Annotated in this window: 19 protein-coding genes; 11 read left to right on the top strand and 8 right to left on the bottom strand. The window is 64.5% G+C overall.

Annotated elements, in window-relative coordinates:
- Positions 1-246: 246 nt before the first annotated feature.
- Positions 247-414, top strand: a complete 168-nt coding sequence (locus tag E3U47_RS25020; RefSeq protein WP_167659508.1) for a PA1571 family protein — start codon at positions 247-249, stop codon at positions 412-414.
- Between the two features lie 116 nt (positions 415-530).
- Here the strand turns inward: E3U47_RS25020 and pdxB are convergent, their stop codons facing one another.
- The 3 genes from pdxB to rlmM form a co-directional block, all read right to left on the bottom strand.
- On the bottom strand, positions 531-1673 hold the full coding sequence (gene pdxB / locus E3U47_RS18725) for a 4-phosphoerythronate dehydrogenase PdxB (protein ID WP_134693155.1): 1143 nt from the start codon (positions 1671-1673) through the stop codon (positions 531-533).
- 47 nt (positions 1674-1720) lie between these two features.
- Positions 1721-1963: a sulfurtransferase TusA gene (gene tusA / locus E3U47_RS18730; protein ID WP_134693156.1), complete on the bottom strand. Its 243-nt coding sequence runs from the start codon at positions 1961-1963 to the stop codon at positions 1721-1723.
- Between the two features lie 88 nt (positions 1964-2051).
- Complete coding sequence (rlmM, locus tag E3U47_RS18735) at positions 2052-3110, bottom strand: 23S rRNA (cytidine(2498)-2'-O)-methyltransferase RlmM (RefSeq protein WP_134693157.1); 1059 nt, start codon at positions 3108-3110, stop codon at positions 2052-2054.
- Positions 3111-3329: 219 nt separating this feature from the next.
- On the opposite strand from rlmM, the gene acnA reads away from it, so the two are divergent.
- The 3 genes from acnA to E3U47_RS18755 all read left to right on the top strand — a co-directional run bounded on the left by acnA (position 3330) and on the right by E3U47_RS18755 (position 8841).
- Complete coding sequence (gene acnA / locus E3U47_RS18740) at positions 3330-6071, top strand: aconitate hydratase AcnA (protein WP_134693158.1); 2742 nt, start codon at positions 3330-3332, stop codon at positions 6069-6071.
- A gap of 232 nt (positions 6072-6303) precedes the next feature.
- Positions 6304-7080: a CPBP family intramembrane glutamic endopeptidase gene (locus E3U47_RS18750; RefSeq protein ID WP_134693159.1), complete on the top strand. Its 777-nt coding sequence runs from the start codon at positions 6304-6306 to the stop codon at positions 7078-7080.
- 195 nt (positions 7081-7275) lie between these two features.
- Positions 7276-8841, top strand: a complete 1566-nt coding sequence (locus E3U47_RS18755) for a PAS domain-containing methyl-accepting chemotaxis protein (RefSeq protein WP_134693160.1) — start codon at positions 7276-7278, stop codon at positions 8839-8841.
- A gap of 180 nt (positions 8842-9021) precedes the next feature.
- On the opposite strand, the gene E3U47_RS18760 is transcribed toward E3U47_RS18755, so the two are convergent.
- The 4 genes from E3U47_RS18760 to E3U47_RS18775 form a co-directional block, all read right to left on the bottom strand.
- Entirely contained in the window at positions 9022-9906 is an 885-nt protein-coding gene (locus tag E3U47_RS18760; RefSeq protein WP_134693161.1) for a pseudouridine synthase, read from the bottom strand.
- A gap of 50 nt (positions 9907-9956) precedes the next feature.
- Complete coding sequence (locus E3U47_RS18765) at positions 9957-10265, bottom strand: transcriptional regulator (RefSeq protein ID WP_134693162.1); 309 nt, start codon at positions 10263-10265, stop codon at positions 9957-9959.
- A gap of 67 nt (positions 10266-10332) precedes the next feature.
- On the bottom strand, positions 10333-10569 hold the full coding sequence (locus tag E3U47_RS18770) for a glutaredoxin family protein (RefSeq protein WP_134693163.1): 237 nt from the start codon (positions 10567-10569) through the stop codon (positions 10333-10335).
- 72 nt (positions 10570-10641) lie between these two features.
- Positions 10642-11850, bottom strand: a complete 1209-nt coding sequence (locus E3U47_RS18775) for an ammonium transporter (RefSeq protein ID WP_134693164.1) — start codon at positions 11848-11850, stop codon at positions 10642-10644.
- 293 nt (positions 11851-12143) lie between these two features.
- Here E3U47_RS18775 and E3U47_RS18780 point away from each other — a divergent pair, with 293 nt between their 5' ends.
- The 6 genes from E3U47_RS18780 (at position 12144) to E3U47_RS18805 (ending at position 19179) form a co-directional block, all read left to right on the top strand.
- Positions 12144-12455, top strand: a complete 312-nt coding sequence (locus E3U47_RS18780) for a YqjD family protein (RefSeq protein ID WP_134693165.1) — start codon at positions 12144-12146, stop codon at positions 12453-12455.
- 9 nt (positions 12456-12464) lie between these two features.
- Complete coding sequence (locus tag E3U47_RS18785; protein WP_134693166.1) at positions 12465-12839, top strand: phage holin family protein; 375 nt, start codon at positions 12465-12467, stop codon at positions 12837-12839.
- Positions 12836-13162, top strand: a complete 327-nt coding sequence (locus E3U47_RS18790; protein ID WP_134693167.1) for a hypothetical protein — start codon at positions 12836-12838, stop codon at positions 13160-13162. Before E3U47_RS18785 ends, E3U47_RS18790 begins: the two co-directional genes overlap by 4 nt.
- Before the next feature lie 77 nt (positions 13163-13239).
- Complete coding sequence (locus E3U47_RS18795) at positions 13240-14571, top strand: deoxyguanosinetriphosphate triphosphohydrolase (protein ID WP_134693168.1); 1332 nt, start codon at positions 13240-13242, stop codon at positions 14569-14571.
- A 338-nt stretch (positions 14572-14909) separates the two neighbouring features.
- Positions 14910-15530 (top strand): response regulator transcription factor, encoded by a 621-nt coding sequence (locus tag E3U47_RS18800; RefSeq protein WP_134693169.1) that lies wholly within the window; start codon positions 14910-14912, stop codon positions 15528-15530.
- Positions 15531-15561: 31 nt separating this feature from the next.
- Positions 15562-19179: an ATP-binding protein gene (locus E3U47_RS18805; RefSeq protein WP_372239526.1), complete on the top strand. Its 3618-nt coding sequence runs from the start codon at positions 15562-15564 to the stop codon at positions 19177-19179.
- A gap of 21 nt (positions 19180-19200) precedes the next feature.
- Here E3U47_RS18805 and E3U47_RS18810 read toward each other — a convergent pair whose 3' ends face one another.
- Positions 19201-19545 carry a YggL family protein gene (locus E3U47_RS18810; protein WP_134693171.1) on the bottom strand — a complete coding sequence of 115 codons (345 nt, stop codon included), beginning with the start codon at positions 19543-19545 and terminating at the stop codon, positions 19201-19203.
- A gap of 185 nt (positions 19546-19730) precedes the next feature.
- Here E3U47_RS18810 and dacB point away from each other — a divergent pair, with 185 nt between their 5' ends.
- On the top strand, positions 19731-21194 hold the full coding sequence (gene dacB / locus E3U47_RS18815; RefSeq protein ID WP_134693172.1) for a D-alanyl-D-alanine carboxypeptidase/D-alanyl-D-alanine-endopeptidase: 1464 nt from the start codon (positions 19731-19733) through the stop codon (positions 21192-21194).
- Positions 21195-21271 lie beyond the last annotated feature (77 nt).

Consider the following 21271-nt stretch of genomic DNA (forward strand, 5'->3'; position numbering starts at 1 on the left):
GAGCAGTTTTCGGCAGGAAGACCCTGCAAGCCTACCACTGGTCCACTGTGGCGGAACTCCCGTGAATAAGACGCCGTCGCAGCTAAGGCCGGTGCCGCAGGCCCTATGCCCATTCGGTCTAATGCGTCACTGGAGCTTTGCCGCGCTTTCTGTTGGACTGTGGCTGTCGTGATGCCGCAGAAGCTGTCACAGGCCAGTCACGGCGCAGCGATACCCTTGAGCTTGAACCTGATGAGGAGACAGGACATGAGCTTGCAGCACAGCACCGATAAGCCCAAGACCCCACCGCAACCTCAGGTATGCGGCTCGATCATCGATGCCCAGGGGCGCGAGATCCCGATTACCGAGCAGATGATCCAGAAGGCCTGCAAGGACCTGGAGCAGAGCCGGGTCGAGAAGGTCAAGCAGGGTTGAGCCTAGGTATTCCCTAAAACCCGGCCAGGCGCCGGGTTTTTATTGACCCTTGATACCGGTAGGAGCCGGCTTGCCGGCGAACCAGGCAACGCAGTGGTTGGCCGGCAAGCCGGCTGCTACACCAGTATCGCGCCCAAGGCGCTGACCATCTGCGCCAACTGCGGCGCTTCGCCGCGCACCCGCACCGCCAGCCCCTCGATCTCTCGTCGCACTGGGTAATGCTTGCGCAGCAGGTCGAAGGCGGCACGCTGCTCGGCCACCTCCTCGCTCAGGCTACGCCGAAAGTCCGCATCGTCACGGCGTGGGTCATACACTGCCCGGCACAAGGTGGCCAGCGCCCAGGCCGGCTCCGCGCTGGCATCGAGCTCGAGCTGTGCCAGCGCTGGCGCCGGCAGCAAATCGACCAGGCGCACCTGTTCGGCCTCGCCCCGCCAGCGGCAGAACGCCTGGTAGATCTGCGCGGTGCCACGCTGCTTGCCATCCAGGCTGTAGCCGGCGATATGCGGGGTGGCCAGGGTGCACAGGTCGGCCAGTTGCAGGTCGACCTGCGGCTCGCCCTCCCACACATCGAGCACCGCGTGCAGGTCTTCACGGTCAAGCAGCAGTTCGCGCAACGCCGCGTTGTCCACCACCGGGCCACGGCTGGCATTGATCAACCAGGCACCGGCGCGCAACCGCGCCAGGCGTGGCTGGTCGAGCAGGTGCCAGGTGGGATGCTCACCAGCGCGTTGCAACGGCGTATGCAGGCTGATCACATCGCACTGTTCAAGGATCGTCTCAAGGTCGACGAAGGCACCGCCCTCGCTGGCCTGTCGCACCGGGTCGCACACCAGCACCTTCCAACCGAGGCCGCGCAGCACCCGCACCAGTCGTCCGCCGACCTCACCCGCGCCGACCACGCCATAAACGCGCTTGCCCAGGTCGGCACCCTCGAGTTCGGCCAGGGTCAGCAGGCTGCCCAGCACGTAGTCCACCACGCCACGGGCGTTGCAGCCCGGCGCGCTGCTCCAGTGGATACCGGCTTCGGCGAAGTGTTCGAGGTCGAGGTGATCGGTGCCGATGGTGCAGGTGCCGACGAAGCGTACCCGACTGCCTGCGAGCAGTTGCCGATCGACGCGAGTCACCGAGCGTACCAGCAGCACGTCGGCGTCCTTGACGCAGGCGGCGTCGATGGCCCGGCCGGGATAACGGCGGATTTCACCGAAACCGGCAAAGAAGGCATCGAGCAGCGGGATATTCTCGTCGGCAACTATCAGCATGGCGCTCTCCTGTCAGGGGAGCGCAGTGTAGCGCGATCGCGGCGGGCTCAGTCGGCCTTCTTGCGGATCCAGTACAGGTAGGTTCCGGCGTCTTCTTCCTGGCCGAGCAGCTCGTGGCCGAGGAAAATGCAGAACTTGGGGATGTCGCGGCGGGTCGACGGGTCGGTGGCGATGACCTTGAGCACGCCGCCGGATACCAGCTCGCGCACATGCTTGTGCAGCATCATCACCGGCTCCGGGCAACTCAGGCCGCTGGCATCGAGGATCGCGTCGTGGGTGAAATCGGTCATGAAGGACTCCGCAAAATGATCGTCATTGTGGCGCATAAGCAGGCCCACGTCTCCCTGCGGGCGCCAGCCTTGCTGGCGCCTGCCGGGGTTACTTCAGGTCGAGCCGGCGCAAGTGGCAGGTCACTTCCTCGCGGTCGTGGTACAGCTGCTTGCAGGCGATCGACACCTTGACCTTGCGCGCCTTGAACCCCGCCTCGATACGGTCCAGCAGCTTGCGCACCTCGGCATGGCGCTGCTTCATCGGCAATTTCAGGTTGACCACCGCTTCACGGCACAACCCCTCGCCCAGCCAGGTCTCGATCAGCGACGCGGTACGCGCCGGTTTCTCGACGATGTCGCAGACCATCCAGTCCACGATGCGCTTCGGCTGCCAGGTGAAACCGTCGGCCATCAGGTGGGTGACCAGGCCGGTGTCCATCAGGCTCTCGGCCATCGGGCCGTTGTCGATGGCGGTCACCAGCATGCCGCGCTTGACCAGCTGGTAGGTCCAGCCACCGGGGGATGCGCCCAGGTCGACGCCGGTCATGTCGTCGTTCAGGCGCGCGTCCCATTGCTCGCGCGGGATGAACTGGTGCCAGGCTTCCTCGAGCTTGAGGGTCGAGCGGCTCGGGGCCTCGCGGGGAAACTTCAGCCGTGGGATGCCCATCGGCCACAACGCCGAGTTGTCGGCCTCGGCCAGGCCGAGGAACACCCGGCGGCCGCTGATGAAAGTCAGCAGCAAGCGCGGACGGCGGGCGTCGTCCACCAGCCGGCCAGCCTTCTCCAGGGCCTTGCGCAGCGGCACCTCGAACTTGCGGCAGAAGGTCGACAGCTCCTTGCCCTCGTTGCTGTCGAGCACCTCCAGCCACAGGCTGCCACACACCGGCAGTTCAGCCAGGTGTTCGAGCAGCACGCTGATGCGGTCGGTCTCGGGCAGTTCGACGAAGGCGCCACGCGCCCACTGGCGCGGGAAGATCAACTGGGCGAAGCGCAGCTCCCGCATCATGCGTTCGGCGCCGCCAGGCTCGGTGCAGACGAATTCGGCGCAAGCGCTTTGTGGCTTTCCCTTGGCATAACCGGCCACGCCCAGGTGGGCGGCGTGTTCGCTGATTTCGGCGCAGACCTCGCCCTCGAAGCCGGGCCGGCAATGCATGAACAGGGTATTCATTTCTCACTCCACATCACTGGCGCAGATGGCGCCAGGGCGGCGAATGATAAAGGAAGATCGGAACCTGCGACACGCCCCATCGGTCCAGAAAAAGGTCAGGTCGGGCAAACCGGTCTAACCTGACTGTTCAGCCAGGTCCGTGCCGTGCGGACCAATCCAGAGCGGTGACACCGGCGAGCCATTGGCAGCCGCCGGGCACCGGAGCACAAGGAGTTGTAAATGCCCTCGCTCGATAGCCTGAAAACCCTCAAGACCCTGCAGGTGGCCGACCGCGCCTACCACTATTTCAGCCTCACCGAAGCCGCCCGCCAACTCGGCGACCTGCAGCGCCTGCCGATGTCGCTGAAAGTGTTGCTGGAAAACCTGCTGCGCTGGGAGGACGGCAAGACCGTCACCGGCGACGACCTGCTCGCCCTGGCCAAATGGCTGCAGGAGCGCCGCAGCGACCGTGAGATCCAGTACCGCCCGGCGCGGGTGCTGATGCAGGACTTCACCGGCGTGCCGGCGGTGGTCGACCTGGCCGCCATGCGCGCGGCCATGGCCAAGGCCGGCGGCGACCCGCAGCGGATCAACCCGCTGTCGCCGGTGGACCTGGTGATCGACCACTCGGTCATGGTCGACCGCTACGCCAGCCCCAGCGCCTTCGCCCAGAACGTCGACATCGAGATGCAACGCAATGGCGAGCGTTATGCTTTCCTACGCTGGGGCCAGAGCGCCTTCGACAACTTCCGCGTGGTGCCGCCGGGTACTGGTATCTGTCACCAGGTCAACCTCGAGTACCTGGGGCGCACGGTATGGACCCGCGATGAGGACGGCCGCACCTACGCCTTCCCCGACACGCTGGTCGGCACCGACTCACACACCACCATGATCAACGGCCTCGGCGTGCTCGGCTGGGGCGTCGGCGGTATCGAGGCCGAAGCTGCGATGCTCGGCCAGCCGGTGTCGATGCTGATCCCCGAGGTGATCGGCTTCAAGCTCACCGGCAAGCTGCGCGAAGGCATCACCGCCACCGACCTGGTGCTGACCGTCACCCAGATGCTGCGCAAGAAGGGCGTGGTCGGCAAGTTCGTCGAGTTCTATGGCGACGGCCTGGCCGACCTGCCACTGGCCGACCGTGCCACCATTGCCAACATGGCGCCCGAGTATGGCGCCACCTGCGGCTTCTTCCCGGTCGACCAGGTGACCCTCGACTACCTGCGCCTGTCCGGCCGCCCCGAACAGACAGTGCAACTGGTCGAGGCCTACTGCAAGGCCCAGGGCCTATGGCGCCTGCCCGGCCAAGAGCCGCTGTTCAGCGACACACTGGCGTTGGACATGAACGATGTGGAAGCCAGCCTGGCCGGGCCCAAGCGCCCGCAGGACCGCGTCGCCCTGGGCCAGGTGCGCCAGGCCTTCGACCACTTCATCGAGCTGCAGCCCAAGCCCCTGGCCAAGGAAGTCGGCCGCCTGGAAAGCGAAGGCGGCGGTGGCGTGGCGGTGGGCAATGCCGACCAGGCTGGCGAGATCGACTACACCCACGAAAACCAGACCCACACCCTGCGCGACGGCGCGGTGGTGATCGCCGCCATCACCTCCTGCACCAACACCTCCAACCCCAGCGTGATGATGGCCGCCGGACTGGTGGCGAAGAAAGCCGTGGAGAAGGGCCTGCAGCGCAAGCCGTGGGTCAAGAGTTCGCTCGCCCCCGGCTCGAAAGTGGTCACCGACTACTACAAGGCCGCGGGCCTGACCCCGTACCTGGACCAGCTTGGCTTCGACCTGGTCGGCTACGGCTGCACCACCTGCATCGGCAACTCCGGCCCCCTGGACGAGGCCATCGAACAAGCCATCGGCAGCGCTGACCTGACCGTCGCCTCGGTGCTGTCGGGCAACCGCAACTTCGAAGGCCGGGTGCACCCACTGGTCAAGACCAACTGGTTGGCCTCGCCACCGCTGGTAGTGGCCTATGCCCTGGCCGGCAGCGTGCGCGTCGACCTCGGCCAGGACCCGCTGGGCACCGGCAAGGACGGCCAGCCGGTGTACCTGCGCGATATCTGGCCGAGCCAGCAGGAAATCGCCGAGGCCGTGGCCAAGGTCGACACGCGGATGTTCCACAAGGAATACGCCGAGGTCTTCGCCGGTGACGCCCAGTGGCAGGCCATCGAGGTGCCGCAGGCGGCCACCTATGTCTGGCAGGACGACTCCACCTATATCCAGCACCCACCGTTCTTCGACGACATCGCCGGGCCGCCGCCAGAGATCGCCGATATCCAGGGCGCGCGCATCCTCGCCCTGCTCGGCGACTCGGTGACCACCGACCATATCTCGCCGGCCGGCAACATCAAGGCCGATAGCCCAGCCGGGCGCTACCTGCGCGAAAAAGGCGTGGAGCCACGCGACTTCAACTCCTATGGCTCACGACGCGGCAACCATGAGGTGATGATGCGCGGCACCTTCGCCAACATCCGCATTCGCAACGAGATGCTCGGCGGCGAGGAAGGTGGCAACACCCTGTATGTGCCCTCCGGCGAGAAGCTGTCGATCTATGACGCGGCCATGCGCTACCAACAGGATGGCACGCCGCTGGTGGTGATCGCCGGGCAGGAGTACGGCACCGGCTCCAGCCGCGACTGGGCGGCCAAGGGCACCAACCTGCTGGGGGTCAAGGCGGTGCTGGCGGAGAGCTTCGAGCGCATCCACCGCTCCAACCTGGTGGGCATGGGCGTGCTGCCGCTGCAGTTCAAGGCTGGGGACGATCGCAAGCGCTTGGGGCTGACCGGCAAGGAACGCATCGATGTGCTGGGCCTTGGCGGGGCGCAGATCCGCCCGGGCATGAGCCTGGCGCTGCGCATCACCCGCGAGAGCGGCGAGCAGGAACAGATCGAGGTGTTGTGCCGGATCGACACCCTCAATGAGGTGGAGTACTTCAAGTCGGGGGGGATCCTGCATTATGTGCTGCGGCAATTGATCGCAGGGTAAAGCTGGGCCCATCCCTTTCCAATTCAAGATTGCTGGGGTCGCTTTGCGACCCTTTCGCGGCACAAGGCCGCTCCTACAGGACGGCGCGGTCCCCTGTAGGTGCGGCCTTGTGCCGCGAAAGGACCGCAACGCGGTCCCGGCATTACCCGTCCAAGCGCGCAAACATCCAAGTGTCCTGAAGGCCTTGGGGTAAGTCCTACCCTCCATGGACCCACCGGCACAAGGACCCCTCATGCCTCTTCCCCACTGGATCGCCCTGCTCCTGCTCGGCCTCGGCTACACCCTCGCACTGACCCACGGCAGCCTCGGCCTGATCGCCCTGCCCGCCTTGCTCGCCCTGCTGTGCAGCGGCCTGCTCGCACGGCGCCGGGTACGCTGGCAACAGACCCTCGGCCACCTGCTGTTCATCGTCCTCGCCATCGCCCTGGCGCTGCACTGGCTGCCCGGCTTCCACGGCGCCCGCGTCATCGACAAGGCCGTGCTCAGCGAAGGCGCGGTGCCGTTCTCCATGTACCTGAACCTGGACAAACCGCTGATTGGCCTGTGGCTACTACTGGCCTGTCCGTGGTTGGTGATGCTGCGCGCGCGCGGCGTGGCCCTGAGCCTGGCGCTGATCTTGCCCCTGACCCTGCTCGCCTGCCTGGGCGGCGCCTGGGCCCTCGGCCTGGTGGCCTGGGCACCAAAATGGCCTGATCAGGCCTGGCTCTGGCTGGCCAACAACCTGCTGCTGGTGAGCCTGACCGAGGAATTATTGTTCCGCGGCTATATCCAGGGCGGCCTGCAACGTCTGTTCAAACATGATGGGCTGGCGTTGCTGGTGGCCGCACTGGTATTCGGCCTGGCGCACCTGGCTGGAGGTTGGCAGTGGTTCTACCTGGCCACCCTGGCGGGGGTTGGGTATGGTCTGGCTTATCGCCATGGCGGCCTCACGGCGGCGGTGCTGTGTCACGCCTGCGTCAACCTGGCGCACTTCGCCGCTTTCAGCTACCCGATGCTGGCCCTGCATTGAACAATCGGTCATGATCAGACCAAATCGTCATCATTTATAAAGAAAACTGTAATTTTTGGCGGCAACTTGCGCGATCTACGCGCTACCCCAGGTACAGCTCACGCATTTTGCGCCAGATCAACGCAGTTAATTATTCATTCAATAAAACCAGAGGCTTGCCGATACCCATGGAAAGCCTCGCGGATTGAACAGCCAATGCGTAACAACCAGCCGATTACCCAGAGAGAACGGACTTTCCCTGCCCAGCAGCGGTTGATCTCGACCACCAACGCCAAGGGCGTGATCACCTACTGCAACGATGCCTTCATCGAGATCAGCGGTTTCTCCCGCGAGGACCTGATGGGCGCACCACACAACCTGGTGCGCCACCCCGATGTACCGCCGGCCGTGTTCGCCCACATGTGGCAGACCCTCAAGCAGGGCCTGCCGTGGATGGGCATCGTCAAGAACCGCTGCAAGTCGGGCGACCATTACTGGGTCAATGCCTACGTCACGCCAATCTTCGATAGCAACCAGGTGGTCGGCTACGAGTCGGTGCGGGTCAAGCCCACCGCCGAACAGATCCGCCGCGCCGAGGCGTTGTACCAACGCATCAACCAGGGCCATTCGGCCATTCCCAAGCGTGACAAATGGCTGCCAGTGCTGCAGGACTGGCTGCCGTTCATCCTGGTCAGCCAGATCGGCTTCCTGATCGGCAACTGGCTGGGCCACTCCTGGGGCTTCGCCCTGGCCGCCGGGCTGTCGGTACCACTGGGCCTGCTGGGCCTGAGCTGGCAGCAACGCGGTCTCAAGCGCCTGCTGCGCCTGGCCGAGCAGACCACCTCCGACCCGTTGATCGCGCAGATGTACACCGACAGCCGCGGCGTGCAGGCGCGCCTGGAAATGGCCATGCTCAGCCAGGACGCGCGGATGAAGACCTGTCTGACCCGCCTGCAGGACAGCGCCGAACAGCTCAGCGACCAGGCGCGCCAGTCCGATGCCCTGGCCCACCAGAGCTCCTCGGGCCTGGAGCGCCAGCGCGTGGAAACCGAACAGGTGGCTGCCGCGGTCAACCAGATGGCGGCCACCACCCAGGAAGTGGCCAACCACGTGCAGCGCACCGCCGACGCCACCCAGGAAGCCAACCGCCTGACCAGCCAGGGTCGCAACATTGCCGGTGAAACCCGCGACGCAATCGAGCGCCTGTCCGCCGCCGTCGGTGAAACCGGGCTGACTGTCACCCAGCTGGCCAAGGACAGCGACGAGATCGGCGGCGTGGTCGATGTGATCAAGGGCATCGCCGACCAGACCAACCTGCTGGCGCTCAACGCCGCCATCGAGGCAGCACGGGCCGGCGAGATGGGCCGTGGCTTCGCCGTGGTCGCCGACGAGGTTCGCCAGTTGGCGCAACGCACGGCCGAGTCCACCGGGCAGATCCACACCCTGATTGCCAAGCTGCAACAAACCGCCAACAACGCGGTGCAGACCATGGAGACCGGTCATCGCCAGGCCCAGGAAGGTGTCGAGCGGGTGATGGAGGCCGACCAGGCGCTGGTGGGTATCAGCGAAGCGGTGGCCAATATTACCGACATGGCCACGCAGATCGCCGCCGCCACCGAGGAGCAGTCCGCGGTGGCCGAGGAGATCAGCCGCAACATCAGCACCATCGCCGACCTGGCTGACCAGACGGCCGGCCAGGCCCAGCGTTCGGCGCTGCTCAGCGAAGAACTGACCAGCACCGCCGGTTCGCAGTATTCGCTGGTGGAGCGCTTCAACCGCTGAGCAGCGGCGACGAACCGTAGGAGCCTTGCCGGTGTTCGCCGGCAAGCCGGCTCCTACGATGTTCGCGACCTGCTCGCTCCCCGTAGGAGCCAGCCTTGCTGGCGAATCAGGCGCCGCGGTGCTGGCACCGACGCCTGCGACGACCATCCCAGCGCCTGCTCAAAGGTTTGTGACTGATCTTTACCAGTCCAATTGCAAGCGGCTTTCGAAATAGCGCGCCTCACCCGTCAACGGGTCCGCGAAACTCAGGCTCTGGGCCAGCAGCTTCAACGGTTTCGCATAATCGTCCTGTTCACTGAGCAACCGCGGATAGAACGGGTCGTTGCAGATACCCGCCCCCAACGCCGCCATATGCACCCGCAACTGATGGGTCTTGCCGGTGACCGGCGACAAGCCATAGCGCCACAGCTCGCCATTTTTCTCCAGCACGCAGGCGAGAGTCTCGCTGTTCTCAACACCCTCGACCTCATGCATGCGGAAGAACGGCTCGCCATGCACCAGACGGCTGCGATGCACCAGCGGGTAGTCATGCTGCGGCATCGCAGCGGCAATGGCCTGGTAGTGCTTGTCGATGCGTCGTTCCGGGAACAGGCGCTGGTAAGCACCACGGCTTTGTGGGTTGGCCGAGAACAACACCAACCCGGCAGTGTGCCGGTCGATACGGTGCAGCGGCACCAGATGGGGGTTGTCCAGGCGCCGGATCAGGCGGCGCAGCAGGGTGTGCTCGACGTATTCGCCAGTGGGCGTGACCGGCAGAAAATGCGGCTTGTCCGCCACCACCAGGTGCTCGTCAATATGCAGAATCTCCTCCTGCACCGGTATCGCCTTCTCGTTGGGCACTTCACGAAAATAATGCAGGCGCATGCCGCGCCGATACGGCAATTCGGCTGCGATAGCCTGCCCCTGGGCATCGAGCACCCGGCCCCGGGCAAAGCGATCGAGCCACTGCTCGCGGGTGATGCCCTTGAAGTGATCGCTCAAGCAATCGAGCACGGTCGCCCAGGCCCCTGGCGGCAGGCATACGGTGCTGGCTTGCTGGCGGGCTGGGTCGAAAGGCGTGGTCATTGGCGGGCTCGGTTCTTCAGGGACAGGCATTATCCCCTACCCCGCGCGCCTCAACCAGCCTCGCAGGCCGGCTCGCAACGCGCCTTGAGCCAGCGCAGTACCTGCACCGCGTCCCAGCGACCGGGGTCAAAGAGGGCGTAGCTCAGACCCTGGTAGCCCACCACATCCAGCGGACGGTGAAACCCGGCGCGCTGGAACAGCGCCTCGATTTCCGCGAAGCAGGTATTGAAGTGGACCTTGCCGAAGGGCGTGCGCTCGTCGGTGACGATGCCGTCGAGGCGCAGTTCCAGCACGGCGTCGCACACACGCTCGGGGGACATGTGGTTGATGCTGTACTTGAGTTGCTCGACATTGAGCATGACGTTACCTCGATACTGTATTTATATACAGCATACGAAGCCAGCCGCCCTGCCGTCAATGCGCGGTTCAACGAAGGAAGGCCACCACCTGCTCGGCGTCGAACGGCCAGCCGAGCTCGGCGCCTGTGTCGCAGCGACGCAACACCGGGATGCTCAGGCCGTAGCGCTCGAACAACGCTTCGCTGTCGGCTATATCGACCAGCTCGACCAGCAGGCCATGCTCGACGAACGGCATCAGCAGGGCCTCGGCCACTTCGCACAGGTGGCACCCTAGGGTGCCGAACAGTTGGGTTTCGGGGAGCATGCAAACATCCGCCAATCGCATGAATGGATGCTCATTCTAGGCCCGCCCCCGCCATCGCGCACCTGACCTGCCTCAATCCTGGCTGGTGGCGCCAATTCGGTGCAGCGCCAGGTCCGCACCCTGGAATTCCTGCTCATGGTTCAAGCGCAGGCCAAGCAACGCCTTGATCAGACCGTACACGACAAAGCCACCGGCCAGTGCCACCAACACCCCGACCAGGCTACCCAGCAACTGGCTGACCAGGCTGACGCCGCCCAACCCGCCAAGCGCTGCCTGGCCAAACACGCCACAGGCGATACCGCCCCATACGCCACACAGGCCGTGCAGCGGCCACACGCCGAGCACATCGTCGATCTTCCAGCGATTCTGCGCCGCGGTGAAGCACCAGACGAACAACCCGCCGGCCACCAGCCCGGTGACCAAAGCGCCGACCGGGTGCATCAGGTCGGAACCGGCGCACACCGCCACCAGCCCGGCCAGCGGGCCGTTGTGCAGGAAGCCCGGGTCGTTGCGTCCGGCCAGCAAGGCCGACAAGGTGCCGCCGACCATGGCCATCAGCGAGTTGATCGCCACCAGCCCGCTGACCCCTTGCAGGGTCTGGGCGCTCATGACGTTGAAGCCGAACCAGCCAATGATCAGGATCCACGAACCCAGCGCCAGGAATGGAATGCTCGACGGCGCGAACGCCACCAGGCGCCCGTCGCGATAACGGCCACGCCGCGCGCCCAGCAGCAACACCGCCGCCAACGCCAACCAGCCACCCATGGCGTGCACCACCACGGAGCCGGCGAAATCATGGAACGGCGCACCGAAGCGCGCCTGCAACCAGGCTTGCAAGCCCAGGTTGCCGTTCCACACCACCCCCTCGAAGAACGGGTAGATGAACGCCACGATCAGCGCCGTCGCGCACAACTGCGGGACGAAACGCGCCCGCTCGGCGATGCCACCGGAAATGATCGCCGGGATCGCCGCGGCGAAGGTCAGCAAAAAGAAGCACTTGACCAGCGCATAGCCGTGATGGCCGGCCAGCACCGCGGCCGGCTGCAGAAAGCTCACGCCGTAGGCGATCCAGTAGCCGACGAAGAAGTACACCAACGCCGAGACGGCGAAGTCGCTGAGGATCTTCGACAGGGCGTTGACCTGGTTCTTGTGGCGCACGGTACCGACTTCCAGAAAGGCGAAGCCGGCGTGCATGGCCAGGACCAGAATCGCCCCCATGAGGATGAACAAGGTGTTGGAGCCATGGACCAGGGAGTCCATCGCGCTGAGCGTGTTTTGCATAGAAGGCAGACCTGCAAAAAGGCACCAGGACAGTTCAAGAGCCGGCATCCTTGCACCGAATCAGTGCCAGGCCCCTGTCCCGTTTCGCTGAACCGGGCGGCGCCTGCGTGGTTTTTTCTTGGGTTTGTCGTGGATTGGGTTAAGGTTTATCGGTATCCGCCGAAGTGGCGCACGGCATGCGGCACATTCGACGCAGAGCTATTAGCAAGCGCTGTACCAGCACATCGCGCTGAACCTTCGGTGCGCGCGGTCACTCGAAATAGCCACACACATCCACAGGGAGAGGCCCATCCATGGCCAGCAAATCGGCAAAGACTGCACAAGACATTTTGATGGCTGACTTCCAGGCCCTGGTCCGCGACACCGAGAAACTGCTCGCCGATACCGCCAACCTGGCTGGCGACCAGGCCGACGAACTGCGCGAGCAAATCCACGACCGCCTGATGCAGGCCCGCGAAACCTTGCAACTGACCCAGGACTCGGTGCGCCAGCGCGGCCAGGCGGCCCTGGGCAGCGCCGAGCAGTACGTGCAGGACAACCCCTGGCAGGCGATCGGCATCGCCGCCGGCGTCGGCCTGCTGATCGGCCTGCTGGCCAAGCGTTGAGGAACCTTCATGGATAACGACGCCATCGGCGCCAGCGCCTCCGGCAGGCGCCTCGGCGCGGCCATCCTCGGACTGCTGCACAGCCATATCGAACTGTTCGGCATCGAGTTGCAGGAGCAGAAGGCACGCACCCTCAGCCTGCTGCTGTTCGCCGGGCTGGCACTGGTGTTCGCCCTGCTGCTGCTGACCGCCCTGTCCGGCCTGGTGCTGGTGCTGCTGTGGGACAGCTACCGGCTGGCCGGGATCATCGGCCTGTGCGTCTTCTATGGCGTTGCCGCGCTGTACTGCGGGCTGCGCCTGAAAGCCGCGGTGTTCGACGAATCCTCGCCATTCAACGCCACGCTCGAAGAGCTGGCCAAGGATCGGGAGCGCCTGCTGCCATGAGCCTGCCCGAACTTCCCAATACCCGTAATCCACGGGAACTGCGCAAGGCCCTGCTGCGTCTACGCATGGAAATGCACCGCCAGGAAATTCGCCACGAATCCGGCCAACTGCTCGAACCGGTGCGGCGCCTGCGCGGCATGGGCGGCTCGTTCGGCGAAGGCCTCGGGTTCAAGCACGGCTCGCTGTGGGGCATCGGCGCCGTGGTCGCGCTGGGTTTTCTCACCGGCAAGGGCGTGCGCAGCGGCAACCTGGCGCGGCTGATCCGCGTGGGTACCAGCCTGGTACCCTTGGTGCGTCTGTTCCTCAACGGTCGTCGTCCCTGAAACACGACGCGCGCCGCCCTTGCGCGCGCGCCTCGGACACCCGAAGCTATGCCGATTCAACGACGGGAGAACACGCCTTGGACTGGCACACCCTGCTGACCCGCGAACGCCTCGGCAAAGCCCTCTACAGCCCCGAGGAACTTGGCCGCAGCCCCTTCCACAAGGACCATGACCGGGTGATCTTCTCGGGCGCCTTCCGCCGCCTCGGGCGCAAGACCCAGGTGCACCCGGTCTCCAGCAACGACCATATCCACACTCGCCTCACCCACTCCCTGGAGGTCAGCTGTGTCGGCCGCTCGCTCGGCATGCGCGTCGGCGAGACCCTACGCGCCAGCTTGCCGGACTGGTGCGAGCCAAGCGACCTGGGCATGATCGTGCAATCCGCCTGCCTGGCCCATGACATCGGCAATCCACCGTTCGGCCACTCCGGCGAAGACGCCATCCGCCACTGGTTCCAGCAGGCCGCCGGGCGCGGCTGGCTGGACGACATGAGCGACGACCAACGCGCCGACTTCCTCAATTTCGAGGGCAATGCCCAAGGCTTTCGCGTGCTCACCCAACTGGAATACCACCAGTTCGACGGCGGCATGCGCCTGACCTACGCCACCCTCGGCGCCTACCTCAAGTACCCCTGGGCCGCACGCCATGCCGATGCCCTGGGCTACAAGAAACACAAGTTCGGCTGCTACCAGAGCGAGCTGGGCCTGCTCGAACAGATCGCCGGCAAGCTGGGCCTGCCGCAGCTCGAACACCAGCGCTGGGCGCGCCACCCGTTGGTGTACCTGATGGAAGCCGCCGACGACATCTGCTACGCCTTGATCGACCTCGAGGACGGGCTGGAAATGGACCTGCTGCAGTACGCCGAAGTCGAGGCGCTGCTGCTGGATCTGGTCGGCGACGACCTGCCGGACACCTACCGCCTGCTCGGGCCGGGCGATTCGCGCCGCCGCAAGCTGGCGATCCTGCGCGGCAAGGCCATCGAGCACCTGACCAACGCCGCCGCCCAGGCCTTCGTCGAGCAGCAGACCGCCTTGCTGGCCGGACGCCTGCCCGGCGACCTGGTCGAGCACATGCACGGTCCGGCCCAGCGCTGTGTGCTCCAGGCCAAGGATATGGCGCGCAAGAAAATCTTCCAGGACAAACGCAAGACCCTACACGAGATCGGCGCCTACACCACCCTGGAAATTCTCCTCAATACCTTCTGTGGCGCGGCCCTGGAACAACACGGCGGGCGCACGCCGTCGTTCAAGAGCCGGCGAGTGCTCGACCTGATCGGCAACAATGCGCCCGACCCCCACGGTTCGTTGCACGGGGCATTCCTGCGGATGATCGACTTCATCGCCGGCATGACCGACAGCTTCGCCAGTGAGATGGCCCTGGAAATGACCGGGCGCTCCAGCCCGAAGTAAGGGATGCCCGGCAACCCGCAGGCGCCAGCCTTGCCGGCAAACCAGACACTGGTGTCTGGTTTGCCGGCAAGGCGCACACATCACGACAGCGGCAATACTCTGAACGATGAAACTTCCTACAACAACAATCCACAAATAAACTCAACCAACCCAATCACAGTAAATAATTACAAGATTCCGATATTCGCCCACCAACTTCCACACGGCACGTAGCAATATAGCCCTTATACTGTAAGTCAATTCCTATATCCCTGTTTTGGCAACCCAGCGCCTGCCGCTGCTCTTTCAACTGCGCTAATGTGCCTGCTGACTTCACCGTGCAGCATGGAATGTTGAATATGCAAACAGTCTTTATTGTCGATGACCATCCAGTTATTCGCCTGGCGATACGGATGCTGCTGGAAACACAGGGATACACCATCGCAGGCGAGTCGGACAATGGCGTAGATGCCATGCAGATGATCCGCGAAACCTTGCCCGACCTGGTTATCCTCGATATCAGCATCCCCAAGCTCGATGGCCTGGAAGTGCTATCTCGCTTCCAGGCCATGGCCACACCCTTGAAAATATTGGTGCTGACGGCGCAGTCACCCGCGCTGTTCGCCATTCGCTGCATGCATTCCGGCGCCGCCGGTTATGTCTGCAAACAGGAAGACCTCAGCGAACTGCTCAGCGCCATCAAGGCAGTATTATCCGGGTACAACTATTTCCCCAGCCAGGCACTCACCCCGGCATTGGCAAGCAGCAGCCAGGAGCTCGAACTGTTCCGTCAGGTCAACGACCGTGAGTTGATGGTACTGCAACTTTTTGCCCAAGGCCGCAGCAACAAGGAAATTGCCACCGGCATGTTCCTCAGCAGCAAAACCGTCAGCACCTACAAGAAGCGCCTGATGCACAAGTTGCGGGCCAGCACCTTGGTGGAATTGATCGAAGTCGCCAAGCGCAACGCACTGGTCTGAGGTCGGCATGTGGAGGTATTTGGCGACATCGATGCTCTGCCTGAGCCTGGGCGCGCCTTTGCAAGGCGCCTGCGTCACCGTGGACCAGGGGCGCACCTACACCTTGCTCAGCCGGTCATCGCCGGCGGTAATCCGACCGAGCCTGACCGCTGATCAGTACCAGTGGCTGTCGACCCGCCGCGAACTGGTCCTAGGCACCTCGGCCCCCGACTACCCGCCATTCGACATCGCCACTGGTGGCCGCGAGTACCAGGGTCTCACCGCCGACTACGCTGGCCTGATCGGCAACGCCCTGGGGCTGGCGGTGCGAGTGCAACGCTTCCCTAGCCGGCCAGCGGCGGTGGCCGCCCTGAAGAACGGCCAGATCGACCTGCTCGGCAGCGCCAACGGCTATGAGGCGACCACCGAAGGGCTGGCGCTGTCCCGCCCCTATGCCATCGACCAGCCTGTGCTGGTGACCCGCGAAGACGAAACCCGAGCGCTGGACACTGGCCTGGAAGGCATGCGCTTGAGCATGCTCTACCATTACCTGCCAACCGAAGAAATCCACGCCAACTACCCCAAGGCCGAACTGCTGACGTTCGAGTCATCGACCCAGGCCTTGAACGCGGTGGCTTTCGAGCAGGCCGACGTGTTCATCGGCGACACCGTGTCCACCCACTACCTGATCCGCCAGGGCCACCTGCCGCATCTGCGCATGGCCAATTTCGGCAAACATGAGGCCGTGGGCTTCAGCTTCGCCTTGCGTGAGAACGACCTCATGCTGCGCACACTGGTCGATGCCGCCCTCGATGCCCAGACCCTGCCCACCCGCAACGATATCTTCAAACGCTGGAGTGCCAGCAGCGGCAGCCTGCTGACCGACCGCAAGCTGCAATTGTCGCCACGGGAGGAAAACTGGCTGCACAACCATCCGATCATGCGTGTAGTGGTCAACGAGACCGCCGCACCGCTGACGTTCTTCGACAGCAATGACCGTCTGCGCGGCATCGTCGCCGACCTACTCGAACTGATTCGCCTGCGCACAGGCCTGCGCTTCGAGATCCGCCGCGCCAGCGGTGATAGCGACATGCTCGAACAGCTCGATACCGGCCGCGCCGACATTATCGCCAGCCTGTCCACCGATAACCGCCAGGGAGATCCGCTACAGGTCAGCAGGCCCTACCTGGAAAGCGCCTATGTGCTGGTCAGTCAAACCGGCGCAGATCAGCCGGCCAGCCTCAAGCAACTAAAGGGTAAACGTGTCGCCGTGCCCCGCGACAGTGCCGTGACCACGCTACTCAGCGCCCGCCACCCGCAGGTCCATCAAGTGGCCACCGAAAGCACCTACTACTCCTTGGCCCTGCTCAACAGCGGTGCGGTGGACGCCGCGATCGCCACCCTGATCGACGCCAACCACATGCTCGCCAGCAGCACCGGCCTGGTCATTCGCAGCACCGTGGGCACCGAACCTGCCACCTTCTCGATGGCGACCACCTCCCAGGACAGCGAGCTGGCGTCGATACTCGACAAGGCACTGCTGAGCATCTCGCCGGAAGAGCTGGGGGTAATCAACAGTCGCTGGCGCGACCACGGTGTGCGTGACGACGCCTACTGGCGCAGCTTTCGCCGCATCATCCTGCAAGTGCTGGGGGTGATCGGCGTCTTGCTGGTGATTTCCCTGGCCTGGAATGCCCGCCTGCGCCGCCAGATCAAGCAGCGCCAACGTGCCGAGCGGGCCCTCAACGACCAGCTGGAGTTCATGGGCGCACTGCTCAACGGCACCCCTCATCCCATGTACGTGCGCGACCGTGAGGGACGCCTGAAAAGTTGCAACGACAGCTACCTGCAGGCCCTGGGCGTGGACCTCGAGCAGGTCATCGGCAAGCGCCTTGAGGACAGCCCGTTCAGCGATGACGAATATTCCCGACAGGTTCAGGACGATTATCGTCAGGTCATGGCCCAGGGAGGGCCATTGATCATCGATCGCCCCTTGCGCCTGAATGGCGCGCAATTGACGATCTACCACTGGATCCTGCCCTATCGCGACTCGCTTGGCGAAATGCAAGGCATCATCGGCGGCTGGATCGACATCAGCGAACGTCGCGCACTGGTCCAGGACCTGCGCATGGCCAAACAGCAGGCCGATGACGCCAACCGCGCCAAGAGCACCTTCCTGGCGACCATCAGCCATGAAATTCGCACGCCGATGAATGCCCTGATCGGCATGCTCGAGCTGGCCCTCAGGCGCGCCGACCAAGGCAAGCTCGACCGCCCGGCGCTGGAGGTCGCCCATCATTCGGCCAACGACCTGCTGGGGCTGATCGGCGACATCCTGGATATCGCCCGGATCGAGTCCGGACACCTGTCCCTGGCGCCCGAGCCGGTGGACCTGGCGGCACTGGTCGAGTCGGTCGGGCGGGTGTTCGAAGGCCTGGCCCGCCACAAGGGCCTGACGCTGGACGTGATGATCAATGAACGCGCGCGCTGCCATGCAATGCTCGACCCGGTACGCTTCAAGCAGGTGCTGTCGAACCTGGTCAGCAATGCCATCAAGTTCACCGAACAAGGCCAGGTACGCATTACCGTCGACCTGCGCCAGGACACCGGGTCCGATACCCCCATGCTCGAACTGGAAGTACGCGACAGCGGCATTGGCATCCATGCGCAGGACTTGCAACGCCTGTTCTCGCCCTTCGTGCAGGCCAACCCCTACAGCGATGGTGCGCGGGCCGGCACAGGGCTGGGCCTGGTCATCAGCCGCAACCTGTGCGCCATGATGGGCGGCGAGCTCGACCTGCAGAGCCTGCAAGGCGTGGGCACCCGGGTTCGCCTGGTGATGCCGCTGCACTGCATCGACCCGAGCGAAAGCGTGCCGTTGCTCGCCAGCGATATCGCCCGACCCGATTCGCACCTGCGGATCCTGGTCGTCGACGATCACCCGGCCAACCTGTTGCTGATGGCCCAGCAGTTGAGCTACCTGGGGCTGGACCAGGAGTCCGCCAGCGATGGCCGCGACGGGCTGCACAAATGGCGCGAGGGCTGTTTCGACGTCCTGATCGTCGACTGCAACATGCCGCTGATGAATGGTTACGAACTGGCCAGGGCCGTGCGCGCCGAAGAACGCCAACAAGGTCGGCCGCCCTGCTGCCTGCTCGGCTATACCGCCAATGCACAGCCCGAGGTGCGCCAGCAGTGCCTCGATGCGGGCATGGACGACTGCCTGCTCAAACCCATCGGTCTGCAGGTCCTCGGCCAGCACCTTGCCCAGGCTGCCCGCCTGCCGCGCCAGTGCGGCCATTGCCCTGCACCAACGGCGCCCTTCACCCTCGCAGGTCTGTCCGTGATCGTGGGTGACAGCGTCGCCGACCGCGAGCGGCTGCTCAGTGCCCTGCACCAGAGCCTGGGTCAGGACCTGGACAAACTCATGGCCATCGACCCCGAGCAGGCACCCACGGCGCTATCGGCGCAGGCACACAAGATCCTCAGCGCGGCGCGGATGCTGGAGGCAAGGGCGTTGATGCAGGCGTGCGAAGCACTGGAGGACTCAGAACTGCCCGTGGGTGAGCAGAGGATACGCCGGCAGGCGTTGGCGCGGCATATGCGGCGCGCGGAGATGGCCCTGGCCAGGCACTTGAACCTGGCCAGGTCGGGTGAGGCGGCGCGCTGAGGCGCGCACCGCCTGCGCCGATCAAGAAGCCGGGTTGACCGGCTTTTCCGGATACCAGGCGTCCAGCAGCGGGCTGACTTCGATCTCGGTCAGTTCGCTACGGCCTTTGAGCCAGGTCTCGACAGCAGCGCGCTGCTCTTCGCTGACCGAACCACGGGTAGCCTTGCAGACCAGGCCGAAGTCGTCGCCGCCGACATAGTCCAGGCCGTTGGCATCCATGGCTTCAGCCAGGAAGGCGTCGAGGAAGGCATCGATGGCTTCATCGGACAGGTCTTCCTTGAAGCCCAGGTTCAGTTCGAAACCCAGCTCCTGGAATTCGTCAACGCACAGTTTCTTGCGCAGACGACGGGAACGGTTGGTAGCCATGAAACAATCCTCTCAATTAATTACGCGCGGCACTTTACCAGTTTCCGCAGGGTAACGGCGCTTTTCCGTCAAACGCGGCCCATGCGCGCCTCGCTTGGGGCATAATGCGCACTATATTTCGTCCTGGGGCCATCATTTCTTACAGCCCCGTTGTCTTTCCCCTCGCCCGCAGGGTTCGCGCACTCATGATCAAGACGCTCCGCCCACTACTGTTCGCCGGCCTGTTCCTGCCCTTCTCCCTGTCGGTCCAGGCCGCCGCCGTCAACACCAGCCTGCCAGCGAAGGTGCAGCAGGCACTCAAGACCAACAAACTGCAAGACTCGGCCCTGTCCCTGGTGATGCTGCCACTCGACGGCCCAGGGGCCGCGACCGTGTTCAACGCCGATGTGTCGGTGAACCCGGCCTCGACCATGAAGCTGGTCACCACCTATGCCGCCCTCGAGCTGCTGGGGCCGACTTTCCAGTGGAAGACCGAGTTCTACACCGATGGCAGCCTGAGCAATGGCGTGCTCAACGGCAACCTCTACCTCAAGGGCGGCGGCGACCCCAAGCTGAACATGGAAAAGCTCTGGCTGCTGATGCGCGACCTGCGCGCCAACGGCGTGCGCACCGTGACCGGTGACCTGGTGCTGGACCGCAGCCACTTCGTGCAGCCCAACCTGCCGCAGTTCAACGACGACGGCGGCGACGACAACAAGCCGTTCCTGGTCAAGCCGGACTCGCTGCTGGTCAACCTCAAGGCCCTGCGCTTCGTTGCCCGCAACGACGGCGGCAAGGTGACAGTCTCGGTCGAACCGCCGATCGCCAGCATTCGCATCGACAACCAGGTCAAGGCCTTGTCGGGCAAGCAATGCAGCGGTGAGGTGCGCTACAACCCAGTGGTGCAGCCCGACGGCGTCAGCGTGACGGTCAGCGGGCAACTGGCCGATGGCTGCAACTCGCAGACCTACCTGGCACTGCTCGACCACCCGACCTATGCGGCAGGCGCGGTACGGGCCATCTGGAATGAGCTCGGCGGCAGCATTCAGGGCCGCGACCGCTTCGAGAATGTGCCCAAGAGCGCACGCCTGCTGGCCCGAGCCTTCTCGCCGGACCTGGTGGAAGTGATCCGCGACATCAACAAGTACAGCAACAACACCATGGCCCAGCAGCTGTTCCTCAGCCTCGGCGCGCAGTTCCGCACCGACGCCGACGGCGACGATGCCCGTGCCGCCCAGCGGGTAGTACGCCAATGGATGGCGAAAAAAGGCATTACCTCGCCGCACCTGGTGATGGAGAACGGCTCGGGACTGTCCCGTGCCGAGCGGGTTAGCACCCGGGAAATGGCGGCGTTGCTGCAGGCGGCGTGGAAGAGCCCCTATGCGGCAGAGTTCATCAGCTCGATGCCGCTGGTGGGCATGGACGGCACCATGCGCAAGCGGCTCAAGCGCACGGCCATGACCGGCGAGGGGCATATCAAGACCGGCACCCTGAACACCGTGCGAGCGATTGCCGGGTTCAGCCGTGACAGCAACGGTCACACCTGGGCGGTGGCGGCCATTCTCAATGACCCCAAGCCATGGGGCGCTTCGCAGGTGCTGGACCAGGTGTTGCTGGACCTTTACCGGCAGCCGAAGGTGGGTAATGGTACGGTTGGGGTGATACCTTAGCAGGCCAGGCGAAAGCCTTGCGGCGCCGATGAGATCGAGCGCTGCCAGGCTTTCGCCGGACACCCACCAACCTCAAG

This window comes from Pseudomonas sp. RIT623, assembly GCF_004519305.1.
Taxonomy (GTDB): domain Bacteria; phylum Pseudomonadota; class Gammaproteobacteria; order Pseudomonadales; family Pseudomonadaceae; genus Aquipseudomonas.

Bases quoted from the DNA above. Each gene is read 5' to 3' on its own strand.
- E3U47_RS18790 (WP_134693167.1), top strand. From the start codon at position 12,836: ATGAGCCTGCCCGAACTTCCCAATACCCGTAATCCACGGGAACTGCGC.
- E3U47_RS18775 (WP_134693164.1), bottom strand. From the start codon at position 11,850: ATGCAAAACACGCTCAGCGCGATGGACTCCCTGGTCCATGGCTCCAAC.
- E3U47_RS18755 (WP_134693160.1), top strand. From the start codon at position 7,276: ATGCGTAACAACCAGCCGATTACCCAGAGAGAACGGACTTTCCCTGCC.
- pdxB (WP_134693155.1), bottom strand. From the start codon at position 1,673: ATGCTGATAGTTGCCGACGAGAATATCCCGCTGCTCGATGCCTTCTTT.
- E3U47_RS25020 (WP_167659508.1), top strand. From the start codon at position 247: ATGAGCTTGCAGCACAGCACCGATAAGCCCAAGACCCCACCGCAACCT.
- rlmM (WP_134693157.1), bottom strand. From the start codon at position 3,110: ATGAATACCCTGTTCATGCATTGCCGGCCCGGCTTCGAGGGCGAGGTC.
- E3U47_RS18800 (WP_134693169.1), top strand. From the start codon at position 14,910: ATGCAAACAGTCTTTATTGTCGATGACCATCCAGTTATTCGCCTGGCG.
- dacB (WP_134693172.1), top strand. From the start codon at position 19,731: ATGATCAAGACGCTCCGCCCACTACTGTTCGCCGGCCTGTTCCTGCCC.
- E3U47_RS18760 (WP_134693161.1), bottom strand. From the start codon at position 9,906: ATGACCACGCCTTTCGACCCAGCCCGCCAGCAAGCCAGCACCGTATGC.
- E3U47_RS18785 (WP_134693166.1), top strand. From the start codon at position 12,465: ATGGATAACGACGCCATCGGCGCCAGCGCCTCCGGCAGGCGCCTCGGC.
- E3U47_RS18810 (WP_134693171.1), bottom strand. From the start codon at position 19,545: ATGGCTACCAACCGTTCCCGTCGTCTGCGCAAGAAACTGTGCGTTGAC.
- E3U47_RS18750 (WP_134693159.1), top strand. From the start codon at position 6,304: ATGCCTCTTCCCCACTGGATCGCCCTGCTCCTGCTCGGCCTCGGCTAC.
- E3U47_RS18770 (WP_134693163.1), bottom strand. From the start codon at position 10,569: ATGCTCCCCGAAACCCAACTGTTCGGCACCCTAGGGTGCCACCTGTGC.
- E3U47_RS18805 (WP_372239526.1), top strand. From the start codon at position 15,562: ATGCTCTGCCTGAGCCTGGGCGCGCCTTTGCAAGGCGCCTGCGTCACC.
- E3U47_RS18780 (WP_134693165.1), top strand. From the start codon at position 12,144: ATGGCCAGCAAATCGGCAAAGACTGCACAAGACATTTTGATGGCTGAC.
- acnA (WP_134693158.1), top strand. From the start codon at position 3,330: ATGCCCTCGCTCGATAGCCTGAAAACCCTCAAGACCCTGCAGGTGGCC.
- E3U47_RS18765 (WP_134693162.1), bottom strand. From the start codon at position 10,265: ATGCTCAATGTCGAGCAACTCAAGTACAGCATCAACCACATGTCCCCC.
- tusA (WP_134693156.1), bottom strand. From the start codon at position 1,963: ATGACCGATTTCACCCACGACGCGATCCTCGATGCCAGCGGCCTGAGT.